General features: G+C 46.4%; 13 protein-coding genes and 1 pseudogene. 8 read left to right on the top strand and 6 right to left on the bottom strand.

What is annotated here, in order from left to right:
- The first annotated feature begins 24 nt into the window (after positions 1-24).
- The 4 genes from pyrH to pelA all read left to right on the top strand — a co-directional run bounded on the left by pyrH (position 25) and on the right by pelA (position 3,701).
- The gene (pyrH, locus tag C4H11_RS09930) at positions 25-735 is read left to right on the top strand and encodes a UMP kinase (protein WP_106041646.1); all 711 of its coding nucleotides are present in this window, start codon (positions 25-27) and stop codon (positions 733-735) included.
- A gap of 60 nt (positions 736-795) precedes the next feature.
- Complete coding sequence (frr, locus tag C4H11_RS09925; protein WP_106041644.1) at positions 796-1,356, top strand: ribosome recycling factor; 561 nt, start codon at positions 796-798, stop codon at positions 1,354-1,356.
- Positions 1,357-1,427: 71 nt separating this feature from the next.
- Positions 1,428-2,360 (top strand): ribosome small subunit-dependent GTPase A, encoded by a 933-nt coding sequence (gene rsgA, locus C4H11_RS09920; protein WP_106041642.1) that lies wholly within the window; start codon positions 1,428-1,430, stop codon positions 2,358-2,360.
- Positions 2,361-2,585: 225 nt separating this feature from the next.
- Positions 2,586-3,701, top strand: coding sequence for a pectate lyase (pelA, locus tag C4H11_RS09915; protein WP_106041640.1), 1,116 nt, complete (start codon positions 2,586-2,588; stop codon positions 3,699-3,701).
- Positions 3,702-3,834: 133 nt separating this feature from the next.
- On the opposite strand, the gene C4H11_RS09910 is transcribed toward pelA, so the two are convergent.
- The 3 genes from C4H11_RS09910 to hflX form a co-directional block, all read right to left on the bottom strand.
- The gene (locus C4H11_RS09910; protein WP_106041638.1) at positions 3,835-5,472 is read right to left on the bottom strand and encodes a fumarate hydratase; all 1,638 of its coding nucleotides are present in this window, start codon (positions 5,470-5,472) and stop codon (positions 3,835-3,837) included.
- Positions 5,473-5,662: 190 nt separating this feature from the next.
- Complete coding sequence (locus C4H11_RS09905) at positions 5,663-7,648, bottom strand: DUF4954 family protein (protein ID WP_164996528.1); 1,986 nt, start codon at positions 7,646-7,648, stop codon at positions 5,663-5,665.
- A 45-nt stretch (positions 7,649-7,693) separates the two neighbouring features.
- The gene (hflX, locus tag C4H11_RS09900; protein ID WP_106041634.1) at positions 7,694-8,950 is read right to left on the bottom strand and encodes a GTPase HflX; all 1,257 of its coding nucleotides are present in this window, start codon (positions 8,948-8,950) and stop codon (positions 7,694-7,696) included.
- 434 nt (positions 8,951-9,384) lie between these two features.
- On the opposite strand from hflX, the gene C4H11_RS09895 reads away from it, so the two are divergent.
- From C4H11_RS09895 to C4H11_RS09885, 3 genes and pseudogenes are all read left to right on the top strand, one after another.
- Entirely contained in the window at positions 9,385-9,597 is a 213-nt protein-coding gene (locus C4H11_RS09895; RefSeq protein WP_129588297.1) for a hypothetical protein, read from the top strand.
- A gap of 93 nt (positions 9,598-9,690) precedes the next feature.
- Positions 9,691-9,897 carry a helix-turn-helix transcriptional regulator gene (locus C4H11_RS09890; protein WP_106043328.1) on the top strand — a complete coding sequence of 69 codons (207 nt, stop codon included), beginning with the start codon at positions 9,691-9,693 and terminating at the stop codon, positions 9,895-9,897.
- Positions 9,894-9,983 (top strand): annotated as a pseudogene (locus C4H11_RS09885) (HipA N-terminal domain-containing protein); the annotation flags it as partial. The gene C4H11_RS09890 and the pseudogene C4H11_RS09885, both read left to right, overlap by 4 nt.
- Positions 9,984-10,073: 90 nt before the next feature.
- Here the strand turns inward: C4H11_RS09885 and C4H11_RS09880 are convergent.
- The 3 genes from C4H11_RS09880 to C4H11_RS09870 all read right to left on the bottom strand — a co-directional run bounded on the left by C4H11_RS09880 (position 10,074) and on the right by C4H11_RS09870 (position 16,087).
- On the bottom strand, positions 10,074-11,642 hold the full coding sequence (locus C4H11_RS09880; RefSeq protein WP_106041631.1) for a RagB/SusD family nutrient uptake outer membrane protein: 1,569 nt from the start codon (positions 11,640-11,642) through the stop codon (positions 10,074-10,076).
- 18 nt (positions 11,643-11,660) lie between these two features.
- A complete protein-coding gene (locus C4H11_RS09875) occupies positions 11,661-14,666 on the bottom strand; it encodes a SusC/RagA family TonB-linked outer membrane protein (protein ID WP_234819815.1) in 3,006 nt (1,001 codons plus the stop codon).
- Between the two features lie 206 nt (positions 14,667-14,872).
- Complete coding sequence (locus tag C4H11_RS09870; RefSeq protein ID WP_106041627.1) at positions 14,873-16,087, bottom strand: site-specific integrase; 1,215 nt, start codon at positions 16,085-16,087, stop codon at positions 14,873-14,875.
- 515 nt (positions 16,088-16,602) lie between these two features.
- Here C4H11_RS09870 and C4H11_RS09865 point away from each other — a divergent pair.
- On the top strand, positions 16,603-19,749 hold the full coding sequence (locus C4H11_RS09865) for a SusC/RagA family TonB-linked outer membrane protein (RefSeq protein WP_106041625.1): 3,147 nt from the start codon (positions 16,603-16,605) through the stop codon (positions 19,747-19,749).
- The last annotated feature ends 13 nt before the right edge of the window (positions 19,750-19,762 follow it).

Below are 19,762 nucleotides of genomic sequence, written 5' to 3'. Positions count from 1 at the left end.
CAGAGAAAACAAACTTAAAGAATTATGGCAACATACAAAAGAATCTTGCTGAAACTCAGCGGCGAAAGTCTGATGGGAGAAAAGCAGTACGGCATCGACGAGAAACGCCTTGCCGAATATGCAGCGCAAATCAAGGAAATACATGAGATGGGCATACAGACAGGTATCGTAATCGGCGGCGGAAACATCTTCCGAGGGCTGAGTGGCGCCAACAAGGGCTTTGACCGTGTGAAAGGAGACCAGATGGGAATGCTGGCAACCGTCATCAACAGTCTTGCGCTAAGTTCCGCACTAGTGGCCGCCGGCGTGAAGGCCCGCGTACTCACCGCCGTGCGCATGGAGCCTATCGGCGAATTCTACAACAAATGGAAAGCCATTGAATGTATGGAAGCCGGAGAAGTGGTCATCATGTCGGCCGGAACAGGCAACCCGTTCTTCACCACCGACACAGGCTCCAGCTTGCGAGGCATCGAGATAGAAGCCGACGTGATGCTGAAAGGAACACGCGTGGACGGCATCTATACCGCTGACCCGGAGAAAGACCCCACCGCCACCAAATTCCACGACATTACCTACGATGAAGTGCTGAAGCGCGGACTCAAAGTGATGGATCTCACCGCCACCTGCATGTGCAAGGAGAACAATCTCCCCATCATCGTATTCGACATGGACACTGTGGGCAACCTGAAGAAAGTGATGCAAGGCGAAGAAATAGGCACACTGGTACATAATTAAACCCGAAATTAATTATATTTGCACAGTTTCAAACCAAAGCAACCTCAAAACAGAAACAATATGAGAGACGTAAAAGAAATCTTAGACGAAGCACAAGAGAAAATGGATATGGCAGTGATGTATCTGGAAGAAGCACTGGTACACATCCGCGCAGGCAAAGCTGATACCCGTTTGCTGGACGGCATCCGTGTAGATTCTTACGGCAGTATGGTGCCCATCAACAATGTGGCGGCCGTGACCACTCCCGATGCACGAAGCATCGCCATCAAACCTTGGGATAAGAGCATGTTCCGCCCCATCGAAAAAGCCATCATCGACTCCAGCCTCGGCATCATGCCCGAAAATAACGGCGAGATTATCCGCATCGGCATTCCGCCACTGACCGAGGAACGCCGTAAACAACTGGCCAAGCAATGCAAAGGCGAAGGCGAAACAGCCAAAGTGAGCGTGCGCAACGCCCGTCGCGATGCCATCGACGCCCTGAAGAAGTCCGTGAAAGAAGGTCTGGCGGAAGATGCCCAAAAAGGTGGCGAAGAAAAGCTGCAAAAGATTCATGATAAGTACATCAAGCAGATGGACGACATGCTGGCAGCCAAAGACAAGGAAATAATGACAGTATAAAAAACAGGTGGAAAGGTAAAAACGGAAAACAATTTCCCTTTTCCCTTTCCACTTTTCAACTCTGAGCTGATTTGAAGGGACTCGTAATCAGAAACACCGGAAGCTGGTACTTGGTACACACCGACGACGGTAAGGATGTGGAGTGTAAAATCAAAGGCAACTTCCGCCTGAAAGGCATACGCAGCACCAATCCCGTGGCTGTGGGCGACCGGGTACGAATCATCCTGAATCAAGAAGGCACAGCCTTCATCAGTGAAATAGAAGACCGTAAGAACTACATCATCCGCCGGGCATCCAACCTCTCCAAGCAATCGCATATCCTCGCTGCCAATCTCGACCAGTGCATGCTGATAGTGACCGTGAACTATCCGGAGACCTCCACCACCTTCATCGACCGTTTTCTGGCCTCGGCCGAAGCCTACCGCGTGCCGGTGCGAATCATCTTCAACAAGACGGATGCCTATAATGAAGAAGAGCTCCGCTATTTAGACGCACTTGCCCACCTCTACACCACCATCGGCTATCGTTGCTTCAAGGTGTCGGCCCGTGAGGGTACAGGCATCGAACTCCTCAAAGAGGAGCTCAAAGGACGGGTGACGCTCTTCTCCGGACACTCCGGTGTGGGCAAGTCCACACTCATCAATGCTCTGCTGCCCGACCAGGACATCAAGACCGGCGAGATTTCCTCCTATCACAACAAGGGGATGCACACCACTACTTTCTCTGAGATGTTCCCAGTGCCGGGCGACGGATACCTCATCGACACTCCGGGCATCAAAGGATTCGGCACTTTCGACATGGAAGAAGAAGAGATAGGGCACTATTTCCCGGAGATATTCAAAGCTTCAGCCGATTGCCGCTATGGCAACTGCACCCATCGCCACGAACCGGGATGCGCCGTGCGCAAGGCCGTGGAAGAGCACTTGATCAGCGAATCGCGCTACGCCTCTTACCTGAACATGCTGGAAGACAAAGAAGAGGGAAAGTACAGAGCAGCCTATTGAGTACCTGCCTACCTACTCCTTATTCAGCCGAGAAAGTCGAGAGTTACCTAATTTTCTCCCTATAAAACCAATTATTCTCCCTCCCGTTGCTTGTTTCTTTTTATTTTTGTATCCGACTAAGATCTTTTTTTAATTTTGCTCTGCACTGTTTTGAAAGTTATTTTTGAGGATATTTTTCTGTTTCCATACAGACGCTAAGAATCTTTTATCAAGAAAGGAAATATCATGAAACGAATCATTATTCTGTATTGCGCTTTTCTCGCCGTCATGGTCGGAGCGAAAGCGCAAGAAACGGCGACAAACTACAAAGAAAAACAGCCTTACAAGAGTTGGGTAAGAATGGCAGCGAAACTGGACGATGACTTCTTCAAGACTGCCGAGGCCATACGCATTGCCGACAATGTATTGCTATATCAGCATATCACCGGCGGATGGCCGAAGAACGTCTACATGCCTGCCGAATTATCACCGCAGGAACTGGAGGACGTACTCCATGCCAAAGACAACGTGGGCGAAAGCACGATAGACAACAGTGCCACCAGCACGGAGATACGCTATCTTTCACGCACTTATCTGGCCACACGAATAGAGAAATACAGAGATGCGGCCATCGAGGGCATACGCTACCTTCTGAAGTCGCAGTATGCCAATGGAGGTTTCCCGCAGTTCTGGCCCCGCCCCACGGGTTATTATACCCACATCACCTATAACGACAATGCAATGATAAACGTGATGAAGCTGCTGCGCCAAGTCTACGAAAAGCAACCGCCTTATACTTTCGCCACGGACAGCCTCTGCCGACAAGCCCGCACAGCCTTCGACAAGGGAGTGGAATGCATCCTGAAGACACAAGTCCGCCGCAACGGGAAACTCACCGTTTGGTGTGCTCAGCACGATGAGCATACGCTGGCTCCGGCCAAAGCCCGTGCCTATGAATTACCTTCACTGAGCGGTGCCGAATCGGACGATATCATCCTGCTGCTGATGTCCATCCCCCAACCCTCCAAGGAAATCATCACCGCCGTAGAAGCTGCCGTAGACTGGCTCAAAGAGAGCAAAATCGTCGGCATGAAGCAAGAGAGCTTCATCAACAGCCAAGGTAAGAAAGATTATCGCATGGTTCCCTGTTCACAGGATGATGCCGATTGCCCCGCGCTTTGGGCACGCTTCTATACGCTGGAAGATAATCGTCCTTTCTTCTGCGACCGCGACGGTGTGAAACGCTTCGACATCTCCGAGATAGGCTACGAACGGCGCAACGGCTACAGCTGGTATAACGACGGTGGTCTGAAAGTGCTGAAGAAGTATGAGAAGTGGAAAAAGACGCTGAACAAGAAATAAAAAAAGAGTATGCCAAAACTCTTTTCACGAAAACGCCCCTGCCACAGATAGCTGTAGCAGGGGCAAATCTTTCAATCCGGGCATTATGACACACCCTTAATGACACAGGACAAAGCCTGCCGGCATAATAGGTTTACTTACTGCAATTCCAAGGCTTCAACTGTTTGAAGAAGTCATTTCCCTTATCATCTACCAGAATAAATGCCGGAAAATTCTCTACTTCAATCTTCCAGATAGCCTCCATGCCCAGTTCGGGATATTCCACACACTCGATGCTCTTGATGTTGTTCTGCGCCAAGATAGCGGCAGGGCCACCGATAGAGCCGAGATAGAAGCCGCCATACTTCTGGCAAGCATCCGTCACCTGCTGGCTGCGATTACCTTTGGCAAGCATAATCATGCTGCCGCCATGACTTTGGAACAACTCTACGTAAGAGTCCATACGTCCGGCCGTGGTCGGTCCCATCGAACCGCAAGCCATGCCTTGAGGAGTCTTGGCAGGGCCGGCATAGTAGATGGGATGGTCTTTGATGTATTGCGGAAGGTCTTCACCCTTATCCAAACGCTCTTTCAGCTTGGCGTGCGCAATGTCACGACCCACGATGATGGTTCCGTTCAACGACAGACGGGTAGATACCGGATACTTGGTCAATTCTTTCAGGATATCGGCCATCGGACGGTTCAGGTCAATCTTCACAACATCACCCTCGCCTGCCTGACGGAGTTCCGCCGGAATCAATTCCCCCGGATTGCTGTCTAACTTCTCAATCCAGATACCTTCTTTATTGATTTTACACTTGATGTTACGGTCGGCAGAACAGGAAACTCCCAAGCCCACAGGGCAAGAAGCACCGTGACGAGGCAGGCGGATGATGCGAACATCGTGAGCCATGTATTTGCCGCCGAACTGTGCGCCAAGCCCTATCTTATGAGCCTCCGCCAAAACTTCTTTTTCTAACTCCACATCGCGGAAAGCACGTCCGTACTCATTGCCCGTAGTAGGCAGGTTGTCGTAGAAGCGGGTAGAAGCCAATTTCACTGTCAGCAGATTCTTCTCGGCAGAAGTTCCGCCGATGACAAATGCGATGTGATAAGGAGGACAGGCCGCCGTACCCAGCGTCTTTATCTTCGAGATGAGGAAGGGTACGAGCGTCGAAGGATTCAAGATAGCCTTTGTCTCTTGATAGAGGTAAGTCTTGTTGGCAGAACCACCGCCTTTGGTCACGCAAAGGAACTCATACTCCATGCCTTCCGTAGCTTCGATATCAATCTGCGCCGGAAGGTTGCACTTCGTGTTCACTTCGTCATACATGGTGAGCGGAGCATTCTGAGAATAACGAAGGTTCTCTTCCGTATAGGTCTTGTAAACGCCCAAAGAAAGAGCTTCCTCATCGCAATATCCCGTCCACACCTGCTGTCCTTTTTCACCATGAATGATGGCAGTACCCGTATCCTGGCAGAAAGGAAGCACACCTTTAGACGCCACTTCCGCATTGCGCAAGAAGGTCAATGCCACATATTTATCATTGTCGCTCGCTTCGGGGTCACTTAATATTTTGGCCACTTGCTCGTTGTGCGAACGGCGCAACATGAACGACACATCACGGAAAGCCGCATTTGCCATAGCCGTCAGACCTTCTTTCTCAATCTTCAGGATGGGCTTTCCTTCAAACTCGCTTACTGAAACATAATCTTTCGTGAGCAGATAATACTCGGTAGTATCTTTCCCTTTCTCGAACATAGGCTGATACTTGAACGGAGGTGTTGCCATAATTACTCGTTTATTTTTAAGTTAGTTAATCGCTGCACAAAAGCAGTGCGAACCAAACAGGAGCAATCTTATGTGTGTCACGTCCCGAATGTCGCCTGCTTTCACAAAGCAAAGGTAAGAACTATTATTGAAATATTTCTTTAATCAGAGTAAAAATGATGCCCTGCATGCAGAGAGAAGATGATTTCATCTACAACACCTTTTTCATCCGCCCTATCAGTTCATCACCCAGCGCCGTTTTCACTTCGATATGCTTCAGCACAGCCGTAACGAAAGGATTGCTTTCAAAGTCGCCGCGCACCTGTTCAAAGTCGAGTTCCTTTTCAAGGCGCGAACCGTCAGCGCCAAATCCGGTCATCGAAGCCAGCGAGAATTCTTTCTTGGCGTCTTCGTAAACCATACGGTCCAGACCGACCACAGCCTCTTTCCACTTTTCCACAATACGAATAACGTCTTCCGCCGTCATATTCGCCGGACTGATGCCGTAAAATTCTTCCAGCTTCTCGTATGCCCACGTCCACTCATACGTATAATAGTTAGTATGCATCTTTTCAAACTCGGCGTTGATATACTTCAGCCTATTCACCGTTCCCGACTCAATGCCGCCTATCAAAGCATCGATCTCGCTTTTCGGAGCAATCAGCCCGGAGATATCCACCCACTCACCACTGCCCACAAGCGTATCGGGCTTCAGGCGGGCACGTATCTCTTCGTTGCTTCTGAAGTCGATTCTTTCCAGACGCTTGATGACTGAATTGCCAAGGAACTTATGAATGGCAATCTCGTAAAACTTAAGTCCCTTATGCAGTGCAGAATTGCGGATTTTCGCACTATGGAAAGAGTAGATATCAGACAGTTCGCCACCGGCATGGCGCAGGTTGAGCAACGTTTCCCGTCCCTTGAACATCTTCTGCACGGTGTAGGGACTGAGGAGATTGTAGTTAATGTAGTCCAGCTTGTTGGTGTCGGTGCGTCCGTCACGCTTCGGCCATTTTTGGGCATCACGGATGGTGCCCACACTGCGCAGGTTGACACCCGGCACCAGATAAGTCGTATTGTTCTGTTCTATCAGATAGGAGAAAGGCAGATTCGATGTATCGGAATGGTTGACGTGGCGTCCCATGACTAAGGAAAATGCCCCTACCCTTGCCGGCCACAGGATGTACGAGTCCGATGTGGTCTTCGCACCACGCTCCAACGTTCCTTGATGAATAGGCCCCAGCTTATACATGTGATTGCTTTGATTAGATCCCGAACCGGCATTCATGAACGAGAACATGCCGGCTATCAGCAGAGTAGATTTGTGATGCGTCACCGTGAACGGCCCGGCAAAGATGGAACATGCCTCACCGTTCTCTCCCTGACAATTGCTGAAGAACAACGAGTCGGAAGCCGAATAGTTATGCCCCAACCGGCAGGCCTGCCCAATGAAACAGCGGCTCAGCATGGCCCCGTCGTCCACGTGCGAACCGGAAGATATGATGAAGTCGTCGCAAATCACCCCGTGCCCGATGTGCACCGGCGCCACTTCATTGCTGTTGATGCTCCCGTTGTATAGGCGGCACGTCCCGCAAATGCGGCAATAGTCGCCCACACGGACATTCTTGATGGAGCCGGTGTTCAATATCATCACATGGCTGCCTATGCTCCCCACGGCAGAAGCGTGCTTATTGGAATAGAAGTCTGTGATTTCTTTCATCCGGGCTATCAGTTCCGGACGATGGCGGTAAAGGGCCATGATGTAAGCCTGATGCGCCGACAGCTTGTCGCTGATAAGCACCTCGCGCCCTCCCGTCTCGTTCAGGACGGAGACTTCCACCCCGTTGCCGAACTTCGATACTCCGTCCACAAGGATAATATCCACATTCTCGATAAAAGTATCGTGGCCTATCTCGTAATTGGCAATGTAGTTCTGGATATTCTCAATGCAACAATTATCTCCCACGGTAACGTTATGCAACGTCACATGCCGCAGGCCGGAATGCTTCTTTATTCCTCCCGGCAAAGTAAATTCCGAACGAAACACTCCTAAACGCACCTCTCCCGAGAAACGAGTATGGTGCACGAACTCCGTTACAAACTCTTCGGCAACGGTCACTTTTTCCCAATCGTCAGCCAGGCACGATTGGCTTTTCAAACGAAGCACTTCGGCCTCGGTCAATTTTCTATAACTCATACGGATTTAATGAAAGAGGAAAGCTTCTTTTCAACTCTCCAGAGATTATTCTTCGTCTCCGTAGAACTGATAAAGAAAATCGTTGTAGGGGTACTTCTGCACATGCAGTTCCTTCACACGTCCGTAAACCACACTTTTCAGTTCCTCCATGTTGATTTTTTCACGGGCGGAGATAAAGAGGCAACTATCCTCCATCTTCGCCATCCACGTCTTCATCAGTTCTTCGAGTGTTAAGTTTTCTTTTGTTTTGGGGGTAAGGTCGTCAGCCGCTTTCTCCACGTAGGTGTAAGCGTCTATTTTATTGAATACAAGCATCATGGGCTTGCCGGCAGCACCGATGTCGGCCAATGTCTTGTTCACAACTTCTATCTGTTCTTCAAAATCGGGATGGGAAATATCAACGATATGCAGCAGCAAATCGGCTTCGCGCACCTCGTCGAGGGTGGACTTGAAGGAATCCACCAAATCAGTGGGCAACTTGCGGATAAAACCCACCGTATCGGAAAGCAGGAACGGCAGGTTTTCGATAATCACCTTGCGCACCGTAGTGTCCAGCGTGGCAAACAGCTTATTCTCAGCAAACACCTCGCTTTTCGAGAGCAACGTCATCAGCGTCGACTTGCCTACGTTGGTGTATCCCACCAACGCCACACGAATCAGCCGTCCGCGGTTTTTGCGCTGCGTAGATTTTTGTTTGTCAATCTCGGCCAAACGTTCTTTCAGCAAAGACATACGGTTAAGGATGATGCGGCGGTCCATTTCCAACTGCGTCTCACCCGGTCCGCGAAGCCCCACAGACCCCTTGCCGCCTCCGGCACCAGAGCCGCCTCCCTGACGTTCCAGGTGTGTCCACAAGCGTTGCAGGCGGGGAAGCATGTATTTGTACTGCGCCAGTTCCACCTGTGTTTTAGCATTGGCTGTCTGTGCGCGCATGGCAAAAATGTCGAGAATAAGGGAAGTTCTATCCAATATCTTAATCTTCAGTTCCGCTTCAATATTTCGTATCTGTTTGGCAGAAAGTTCATCATCGAAGATTACCATTCCAACCTCACGTTCGGCCTCTTCTTCGTTCTTGATATATTCTTTTATCTCGGCCAGCTTGCCCGTGCCCACATAGGTCACCGAATGAGCCTGCTCCAGCTTTTGGGTAAATCTTTTCACCACTTCCGCCCCGGCTGTCTCAGCCAAGAATGCCAGCTCGTCAAGATATTCGTTGGTCTTGCGCTCGTCTTGCGTCTTTGTGATAAGACCCACCAATACCGCTGTTTCGGCCTGCACCTCGGAAATTACAAATTCTTTCATTTACTATACCTTATATTATATATATTCCAATTTTAATGGCCACAAATATAAGGATTTTCACACAATCTTCAAGCAATGTCATTCTTTAATTCGGCCATATGCCCGCCATTTAACCGGAAAACACGCCCGGTGACAACAGATGAAGCTTTGTCCGAAACATTGGATATATTAATGAATAACATTTTTACTTTCCCCAATTAAGAAACTGACATATTATTCCCTTTCTTGTAAATAAAAGTTCACCGGAACTACCGGCATTGGCGCAAAATTTGATAGACAGCAAGTACTCGAAATTTGCAGACCGCCTCACAGCAGAACTCATAGAAAAAGCAAAAAACTGTCATTCTTCAAAAAGCAAGAAATCATACCGGTCCTGTTTTTGAGGCAGATACCTGCGCATGTTGTTCTCGTTGGAAAATTATACGACGAAGTTTGTGGAGAAAGATACGGTGAAGAAACACTACTTTGTTGATAGCGGTTTGCTGAGTATCTTTCTGTTCAGCGGAGATGCGATGCTATCAGAGGACGTTTGCGCCATATACCTGCGCAAACGTTACGGAGAGGAAGAAGGGCTATGCCGTACTTGTCAGAGCCATGATGGCTTCTTTCGGGTCTGCTATCACAAAATTGCACCTTATCTGATATAATCGCACCGGAAAGCAATGATTTATACCCCTTATGGTATAATATTGAATATTTGTATGAACTTCGAACCCGAAAAGGTATAAATCCGGATGATTATGAACAGTCTCTCTACTACAGTCAAAATGTTGCGAAAGCAGTATAACCTGACACAAGAAGAACTCTCGTTGAAGTCGAGTGTAGGATTGCGCTTCGTTCGCGACCTTGAACAAGGAAAGGAAACGCTACGCCTCGATAAGGTGAATCAGCTTCTCGAGTTCTTCAATTATGAAATGGTTACTACGTCAAAAACGAATAATCAATGAGACAAGCCAACATATTCTACAAAGACCACTTGATCGGCATTCTGACAGAGTACGATGCGGGGTACGAGTTTCATTATTTGCCGAAAAAGAGACCTCACCAAATGGCTTTTCAAAAGCGTTTGGTGAGGTCTATCCTTTTTTAGATTAATGATTTACGATAATCTTATGACATACCTTTATAAAGGATTTTGTACACATTGATCATTACCACGTATTTCCGTATACGGAATGGCAAACTCCCAATATTTATCATCTACAGACTTGGCTATTTTCTTGGCATTGGTACCTGAGTTACGAGTGATAGCAGTCTTTTGGGCATTGCCTTTTAAGTGTATTTGAATATTTGCGCTATTCAAGCGATCGGGAATAATGCCCAAGCGTTTCATATCAAAGAAACGTTGCCCTTCCATCCATAAATCAATTCGTTTGTTACGGAAAATCTCATCCATCAGTTCATCGCCCACAGCCTCCGTCTTATATTCCGGATCGCGTGTACTCATGATTTCCAATAGAGTGGCACGGGCATCGGCTTCTCTGCCGGAACCCTGTCTGGCTTGTGCTTCCGCTTTGATGTAGTACATTTCTCCCAGCCGCATAATCAGCAAATCTCCATGCGTATCTTCAGCTCCTTTGGCGCGATATTTGATTTGTTGCCCGGTAACTTCCCAATTGGGCTTACTCATTCCTCCCTCAAAGTAAGAGGCGCTGGCATCTTTAGGAATCTTATCTCCTTGATCCAAACATACCCACCAGCCGCGACGTGCATCGTTTTTGCCCATCTTGTCATACAAGGTACGGTTTACCGCATGTTTGAAACCTTTATTATGCCCGTTAAAGTTGTAAGAATACGCACAGAAATAGCTTGCGTAGAAAAAATCCTGGTCACTGCCTTGATAATAGCCCCACATCCATTCGGAGGCACTCAAATCGCAGAAGCCGTCACAAAGCGCACCACCTTGTTGTAGAGTGGCGCCTGAATGCTTAATTGCCAAATCTGCATATTTCTCGGCATCTGCCCATTCCGACTTTGCCAAGGCGATACGTGCGGCAATGCCACATGCCGTAGAATAACGAATCACGTTTTTGCGTTCCAAGTCAGGAGCCTTTTCTAAATTCTCAAGACCGGTCTTAATGTCTTCATCAATAAGTTTATATACTTCAGCCACGGTAGAGCGCGGGCGAGCATCGTATGACACTTCTTTACGAATAATAACTCCCAAATTGTCATTGGCTTCGCCTTTTACATAGCGTTTGCCGTAAAGTTGAACCAAATTGAAGTAAGCCCATGCGCGCAAGCTATAAGCTTCCCCTTTCAAGGTAGCCACTTCCGTTGCCGCAGCATTCTTCACGTTATCTACCGCTCCGATAATCTCGTTCAGATGCTGGATGATAGTATAGAAATAGTCCCAAGCATAGAGATTGATTTCTCCGTCAGGACTTGTATGGTCTTCCCAGCGATAAACACTCATGTGGTAGGCCGGTTTAGTGTTGATCATGTCATCTCCAAGTAAGTCCAAGCTAGCATTCAGACCCGGTTGGCCGAGGGTGAATACTTGATTACTGAAATTATATGAATAAATCATATTGTGCACCCCTTCCAGAATGTACCTCAGTCCTTCTGTGTTTTCTACAGCTTTATCCCGGCTTATGGAGTTAGATGGCTCGTTGTCCAGGTAGTCTCCCGCACATCCGGTAGCCAGCAGTCCGACAAAGAATGCCGCGCATATTTTTTTAAACTTTCTCATATAAGTCATTTTTTAGAATTAGAATTTAATATTGATGCTTGAAGTCAAAGTTTTGGCATATTCATAGAAAGCGGCGCCTGTCACTCCGCTATAGTTCATCATCGGGTTCAGACCTTGACGGGCCGACCATAGGAAGAGATTCTCGCCTGCCACGCTGATGCGTACGCTTTCAAGTCCTACTTTTTTGGCCCACTTCTTGGGCAAGGTATAACCAACTGCAATAGACTTCAGCAATAAAGCGTCACTGGAAATCAAGAAACGATCGGAAGTCAGGGCGTCATAGTTTCCACCACCTTCGGCATCCAAACGGGGAACATCGGTCACGTCGCCCGGTTTCTTCCAAGCCGTGTACATATCGGCATGCATAGCACGACCACCCTGCAAGTTTCGTCCCATCAAGCCTTGATAAGCTCCATCATAGGTCTTCCCTCCCAGTTGATAAGCAAAAGCGAGGTCTAAATCGAATCCTTTCCATTCAAGTCCGGTTCCGAAACCTCCGTAAAGTTTTGGAATGGCACTGCCTGCAAAATGTTTTTTCGCAAAACGTCCGTCTTTCGTCCAAGTGGCAGCCTCGCCTTCTTTTCCTACTCCCACGAAGCCTTCCTTATTAGGATCGGCATTATTAGGATAGCGTACATTGTCCAAACGATACATTGCCAGACCGTCTTCCGGGTCAACTCCAATCCATTCGTTCAGATAGAAGTCGTAGATGCTACGTCCTTCTTCATACTTTGTATAGTCGTTTTCAATGCCTTTCTCTCTGTTCTCATCCGGCAGACGTACAATTTCATTTCTCAGCCATGTACCATTTAATGTGACATCCCATTTCAAATCGTTTTGTGATATCAGATTCGCTTTTATGTCAAATTCAATACCATAATTGCGCACTTTACCGATGTTCCGTTCCATGGAAGAGATTCCGCTGGACAGAGGTAGCGGATAGGAGAACAACAGGTCTTTGGATTCTTTGTTGAAGAATTCCACCGTCCCGCTAATCTTATCGAAAAGTCTGTACTCGATGGCGAAGTCATAACTGGTTTGTGTCTCCCACTGTAGGTTCCGATTACCTAAACGAGCAAAGCGTACGCCGGCCTTGTCACCATTATTGTTACCTAAGCCATAAAGGGTTTTGTAAGCGTAATAAGACCCGATGGCATCGTTACCGGTTTGCCCGATAGAAGCACGGACTTTCAGCGTGTTCAGCCAATCAGCCTCGATAAAAGATTCGCGGGCAATGTTCCAACCGGCACCCACTGACCAGAAGTTACCCCATCTGTGGTCAGGATCCAATCGCGATGTACCGTCACGGCGATAAGAGATGGAGAAGTTGTAACGGGTATCGTAATCATAGTTCAGACGGGTGAAATACCCTTCTTTTGTATATGTGTCTGTCTGAGATTCCATGCTTACCGGCGTAGATAAATTGTTCATCTCGTCAATTCCTAAGATACTCATGCCTTTTTTCTCCATACCGGTGGTCTGCACTTTTAACCAATAACTTTCATGTCCCAATAAGAGGTCAAAATTGTGGTTTCCAAAGCTCTTCTTATACGTGAGCAATTGGTTGAATGTTATTGTAGAGTAGCGATTGTCTGCCATAATTAAGAGACCGGCCGGCTGATCTCCCATTTTGTTGTTGAAGCGTGTTTTGGATAATGCCCGACTCAAATCGTAGGCTAAATTGCCACGTAATTTTAAATCAGGGATAAAAGTCACTTCCGCAAACAGACGGCTCGTAATGGCATCTCTGTCGAATGTGGAATGATCCAATAAGCCTTCCTCCACCGGGTTGAATCTGGCGGTGTATGGACGCAATGCGTTATGGTCATAAATCCTTTCCCCTTTATCATCTAACGCGTATGAGCCATCAGCATTGTGTACATGAATGGGATAGATGGGAGCTATTCCACGTAAAAAAGCGAAAGAGTTGGAACTATAAGCTCCAGTCGCCCGCTTGGGGGCTTCATTATGCGTACGCGAGAAAGCTACATTGGCACCTGTTCCTATCCATTTATTGACAGTGTAAGACACATTGGCGCGCGCGGAGAAACGCTCGAATGTGGTATGCTTTCTATAACCGTCTTCACTTAAATATCCGATGGACATGAAACTTTGCATTTTATCGGTGTTCAATCCTCCGCTCAACGTATATTCGCTGCGATACCCGGTACGGAACAATGCTTTTTCCCAATCAAGGTCGTCTCCATATAACAATCCGTTGACTTCCGGATTCAAGGTTCCGTCGGGCATGACGATGGCAGGAAAAGTAAATGTTCCGGTTTGAGGAGAATTTGTCACAGTCAAATCTCCGGTTGTAGGATTCTCTTCATAAACGGAAGTAATACCGGCATAAGGGTTATACTTCAAGTCATTCCAAACATAGTAAGCAGCATTCGAACCCGCAGTGGCATCATCAAGATTACGCCCATATTTGAAAGCATTATACCATTGTTGCCATCTGATGGGATAGTAATCCATCGTCCCTACTTTTTTGTAATCATCTTGTCCCCTGCGGGTAAATCCTTGATTTATGGTTAAATCGAACTTGGGTTTTCCGTCTTTGGCTCCGGCTCCGCTTTTCGTGGTAATCAGCACTACTCCGTTACCCGCACTCGAACCGTAGAGAGATGTGGAAGCCGCATCTTTCAAGATGCTGACATTTTGGATATCCTGCGGTGACAGGTCCGAAAGAGAACCATTATAGATAGAACCGTCCACTACATAAAGAGGTGCCGAGGAAGCGTTCATTGAGCCAAATCCACGAATAAGAATCGAGCTTCCCGAGCCCGGTTGTCCGGTAGAAGTTACAGCTTGTACACCCGATGCTAAGCCGCCCAAGGCATTGGACACATTGGTGATAGGACGTTTTTCCAATTGCTTGGCATTGACAGATGCTTGAGCACCTACTACCGATTCTTTCTTTTGAGTACCGTAAGCCACTACAACGACCTCGTCCAACGTTTCCGCATTACTTTTGAGTGCCACTCTCACATTCGGTTTTATAGCCACCTCCTGTGTCTGCATACCAATGAATGAAATCTGCAAAGTCTTCGCGGAACTATGCCATGCGCAATGCATTGATCGTCAAGTCAATAAAAATCTTAAGAAAACTAACTCTATCCTTGCAGTACCTCTTCCCGCCTCCTTGTGGGCATGATGCGTAAAACACTTTATCTACCGATTGGGTACCGGATTTCTGGTATAATGCATTGTAAATCAATAAATAGAAACTATTTCTCGTAAGGCTGTTTGTCATCGGCAAATCTACCCGATTCTCCGTTTGGCTTCACTGAGTTCTTCTTTAAGTCTTGTACGATGGTCATATCCATCACCTCCGCATAAACCTGTGTAGTCTTCAAGCTTTTGTGACCGAGTAGCTTCTGCACCGTGGTGATGTTTACACCTTTATATATTAATAAGGTGGCGTTGGTATGCCGGGCAGTATGAAAAGATATTCTTTTTCCTAAATTAGCCAAGCGTGCAAGCATAATCAACTCCTTGTTCACGTTGGAATTGTTTTTCAGCTGGTAGAAACAATCCGGGGCATCCTTGTATTTATCTAATATTCCGAGCGCTTTCCCGTCGAAAAGAAGAAAAAGGGGAAGCCTGACTTCCGTATCGGTTTTGACAGTTCTATAAACCAGCCATGTTTCCCGATATATTTCTACTATGTTATCCGAAGACAGATTGATGAAATCGGAAAATCGTATCCCCGTATAGCAGCAAAAGAGAAACGCATCCAGCGTTTTCCTGTACTTGGCGGCTTTCCCCATAAGGGGCAGGTACTCCAGCCGCTCCAGCTCTTCCGGAGTGAGGTGGGTGTGTTTGTTGGCCACGGTTTTAATTTTATATTTTCTGAAAGGATACTCCCTCATTTTCATATAATCCTTATTGATTGCTATATTGACTTGCCGCTTCAGGTGTTTCATGTGCTTGGCTATCGTGTTGATGTGGTAGCCTTTGGAGCGCAGGAAGCATTCGAACGAGGTGATAAACTCGAAAGTCAGGTCGGCAAAGCAGAGATCCTTTTTAAACTCCCCCAGTAGTGCAAGCGTAGAGAGGTGGTTACTCTTGCTGCTCTTCTTCAATGTGGAATTTTCTACTTCTTGTTTGAAGAAATGCAGAAAAGACGAGGGACCGCTGTTGCCGCTCAAGCCGTCTTTCAACGACTCCAGAGAAATGCGCTTTCCTTGCCGCCACATATCCAGTTCTTTCTTTTCTATCTCTGTTGCATACTGCTGTATCCAGCGATTCAGTGCATCCGCATTCGGGTGCTTTTTCACTACACATCTGGCGGTGTCCCACTGCTCTGGTTTCAGATAAACTCCGGTAGAGAAGTACTTTTTCTTGTTTTTCAGATAAGCTTCCACTTGCACCAAGGCCGTCCCTTGCCTATTCAGGCACTTCTTCCTGTTGTACACTAAACGGTAAGTAATCTTATTCATCTCTTCAGGTTTTTAGAATTTGTATTGCAATTATCCGGTATTTTGTTCAACAAACGTGCCATCGGGGACTCCTTTCCTATTTTATGTGACGTGCTGAAACTATGAGTTTCATCCTCCTCACATAGGATGGGTGAAACTTTAGGGTATTTATGGGAAAGATATCGGCTATTCGGAATTCCTATCACTTGGACTGTGAAATCGAATTATCAGTGCATGAAGCAGATTTCACAAACCGCCAGCCTCCTTTTTAACCCTGTTTTTATAAAAAGTGTATATAAAATGGAGTCTTGCGCCAAACGGAGAGATGCATTATGATAGGCAGTATTCCTGTTTTTGGATTTTTTAAAGGCAAAAAGTATGCTTAAAAGCATAAAAAGGCATATCGGATTAACAAAAAGACAGGGTTGCAAGGTTTTTTCAATAAAATAGTTGTTTGTTTCAGTTTTATTAATATATTTGCATTTTGTTAGAGTATAGAAACATTTAATGAAAAGTTAAACTTTAAGAGAGAATTTATGAAAAGAAAATTAATGCTGTTATTGGCCTGTCTTTTTGTAGGGATAGGCTTGGTAACTGCCCAAACCCAGAAAGTTACAGGTGTTGTAGTTTCTGAAGAAGACGGGCAGCCGGTTATTGGAGCCTCTGTATTGGTGAAAGGTACGCAAATCGGTACCATTACCGGTGTGGATGGTGATTTTACATTACCAAACGTACCAAGTTCCGCGAAAACTTTGCAGATTTCATTCATTGGCATGCAGACACAGGAGGTGGCGATAAAGCCGAATGTGAGAGTGGTGATGAAGCCGGAATCCGAATTATTGGACGAGGTGATGGTTGTGGCTTATGGCACGGCGAAGAAGTCATCGTTTACAGGAGCGGCCGCAACGATGAGAGGCGAGAAAATCCAGAAGATGCAGGTTTCCGACATCTCGAAATCGCTGGAAGGATCTATTGCCGGTGTGCAGACAGTTTCCTCAAGTGGTACTCCCGGTTCTTCTGCCAGCATCATTATTCGTGGTTTGGGTTCAATCTCCAGCAGCCAGTCTCCATTGATTGTGGTAGACGGCGTACCTTATGAAGGTTCGCTGAACTCCATTTCTTCACAGGATATAGAGTCATTGACTGTATTGAAAGATGCCGCTGCCAATTCCATGTACGGTGCACGCGGCTCTAATGGTGTGATTATTATAACTACAAAAGGAAGTAAGTCCGGCAAGACAAAGATCGACTTCGAGGCCCGATATGGATTCAATACACGTGGTATACCGGATTACAACATCATTACGTCTCCCGGTCAATATTACGAGACAATGTATGAAGCCTACCGCAACAGCTTGGTTGCGGAAAAAGGGTCAGAAGCACCCAAATATGCGGCAGAAAATTTAATCAAAGAGAATTTGAAGTATAACATCTTTAAGAATGTTGCCGATAATGCATTGATTGACCCGGCTACCGGAAAATTGAATGCAGCAGCCAAAGAACTCAAATGGGCGGATAATTGGCGGAAAGATCCTTTTGACAATGGTACTCGTCAGGAATACAATATCAATATTTCAGGTGGAACCGAGAGCACGCAGGCATATGCCTCTTTAGGCTATTTGTCTGACGAGGGTTATATGGTAGGTTCGGGTTTCGACCGTATCAGTACTCGCGTAAAGGTGGATCAGAAAATCGGTAAGTTTGTAAAAGTAGGCGGAAACATTGCTTATGCAAATACTATCATGAAAAGGTTTGCGTCAAGTACTGGAACTCAATATTCCAATATCTTCATGTTTGCGCAGAACATCGCTCCAATTTACCCCATCTATCTGTATGATGCGGATGGAAAATTGCAGTATGACGAGAAAGGGAAAGTGAAGTATGATTTCGGTACGGAATATGGGCGTCCATATGCTTCCGAACAAAATCCTTATGCCGTAGCGAAAGAGAATCTTTTCAAAACAATGTACGATAACTTGAGCTCACGCGGATATTTAGAAGCTACTTTCTTGAAAGACTTCAAGTTTACGACAAACGTGGCATTCGACGTGTTCGACATGAGGCAAACGAACTTTGCAACTCCGATTGGGGGAGACGCCGCTAATGTAGGAGGGCGTGGCTACAAATACAGCACTCGCCGTGCGGCTTTGAATATAAATCAGTTACTCAACTGGCAACATTCGTTCGGAAAGCATAATGTAAGTGCTTTGCTGGGACATGAAACCAAGAATGACAAATATGAGTATATGCGTGGACACATGACCAGATACTCTGATTATAATAATCCAGAGTTTAGCAATGCAGCCCAGTATCAAGACCTTACTTCTTACACGGCAGAATATGCTTTGGAAGGATATTTCCTGAAAGGAGAATACAACTATGCCGACAAATATTATTTTACAGCCAGTTATCGCCGTGACGGCTCGTCCAAGTTTCACAAGGATAATCGCTGGGGCAGTTTTTGGGCAATAGGTGGTTCCTGGAGAATTAAGGAAGAGACGTTTTTAAAGGATGTAGAGGCCATCAATTCATTGAAATTGAAAGCCAGCTTCGGAACACAAGGAAACGACAACGTGTTAGACTCTGATGGCTACACTATCTGGAAAGCCTACTCCGACCTTTATACAGTGAACCGCGTGGGTGGAAAAGCCGCTTTCACTAAAACATTCCGCGGAAACAAGGACTTGACGTGGGAGAAGAGCAGCAACTTCAACATTGGCTTCGAATTGGGATTATTTGAACGTATCAATGTGAACGCCGACTTCTTCATCAAAGAAACCAAAGACATGCTCTATGCCAGTCCATTGGCGGCTTCCGAAGGTAGTCCCACCTTTATCTATCGCAACGAAATGAATATGAAGAATACCGGTGTCGAACTTGAAATCACGGCAGATATCTTGAAAAAGAACAATTTCAAATGGAATGTTGCGTTTAATGCCACTCATTATAAAAATGAGTTGACCAAATTGCCTGACTCCAAACCCACCGATGAATTTCCTGATGGATATCAGGCCGGCTCTTATTGGAGAAAATTGGGAGGAACGCTCTATGATTGGTATACATACGAATACGTAGGAGTGAATCCGGAAAATGGTAAACCTCAATATAATAAATATGTAAAGAACGACGCAGGCGTCGAATCAATAGAAATAGTAAACAAATCTTCGGATGCAACTTTGCGTCAAACCGGAAAATCGGCGATACCCGACCTTACAGGAGGATTATCTACGACATTTGAGGCTTACGGCTTTGATCTTTCCATTCAAACGGCATTCCAATTGGGCGGTTATGTAATGGATAGTTTTTATTCTTCATTGATGAATGCGGGAGATAATGGACAGAACTTCCACAAAGATATGCTTAACCGTTGGACTTCTACCAATACAAATACCAATATTCCTTCATTAATGTTTGGAGACCGTAACTATAAGATAGAAGGAGACTTCTTCCTGACAAAAGCTTCTTATTTCAGCCTGCGTAATGTAACATTGGGATATGCTCTCCCAACGTCCATTTTAAAGAAATACGGTATAGAGAAACTACGTTTCTATTTGACCGGTGACAATATCTGGCTGAAATCCAAGCGTAAGGGATTAGATCCTCGTCAGAGTTTCGCAGGAAGTACCGGTTTTGTTTACTCCGCTTTAAGTACCTACTCAGTAGGATTGAACCTTACTTTTTAATTCACACATATAA

The sequence above is a fragment of the Bacteroides zoogleoformans genome, from assembly GCF_002998435.1.
GTDB lineage: Bacteria > Bacteroidota > Bacteroidia > Bacteroidales > Bacteroidaceae > Bacteroides > Bacteroides zoogleoformans.
The sequence above is the reverse complement of the archived record's forward strand: the minus strand, read 5'-3'. Positions and strand labels throughout refer to the sequence as shown.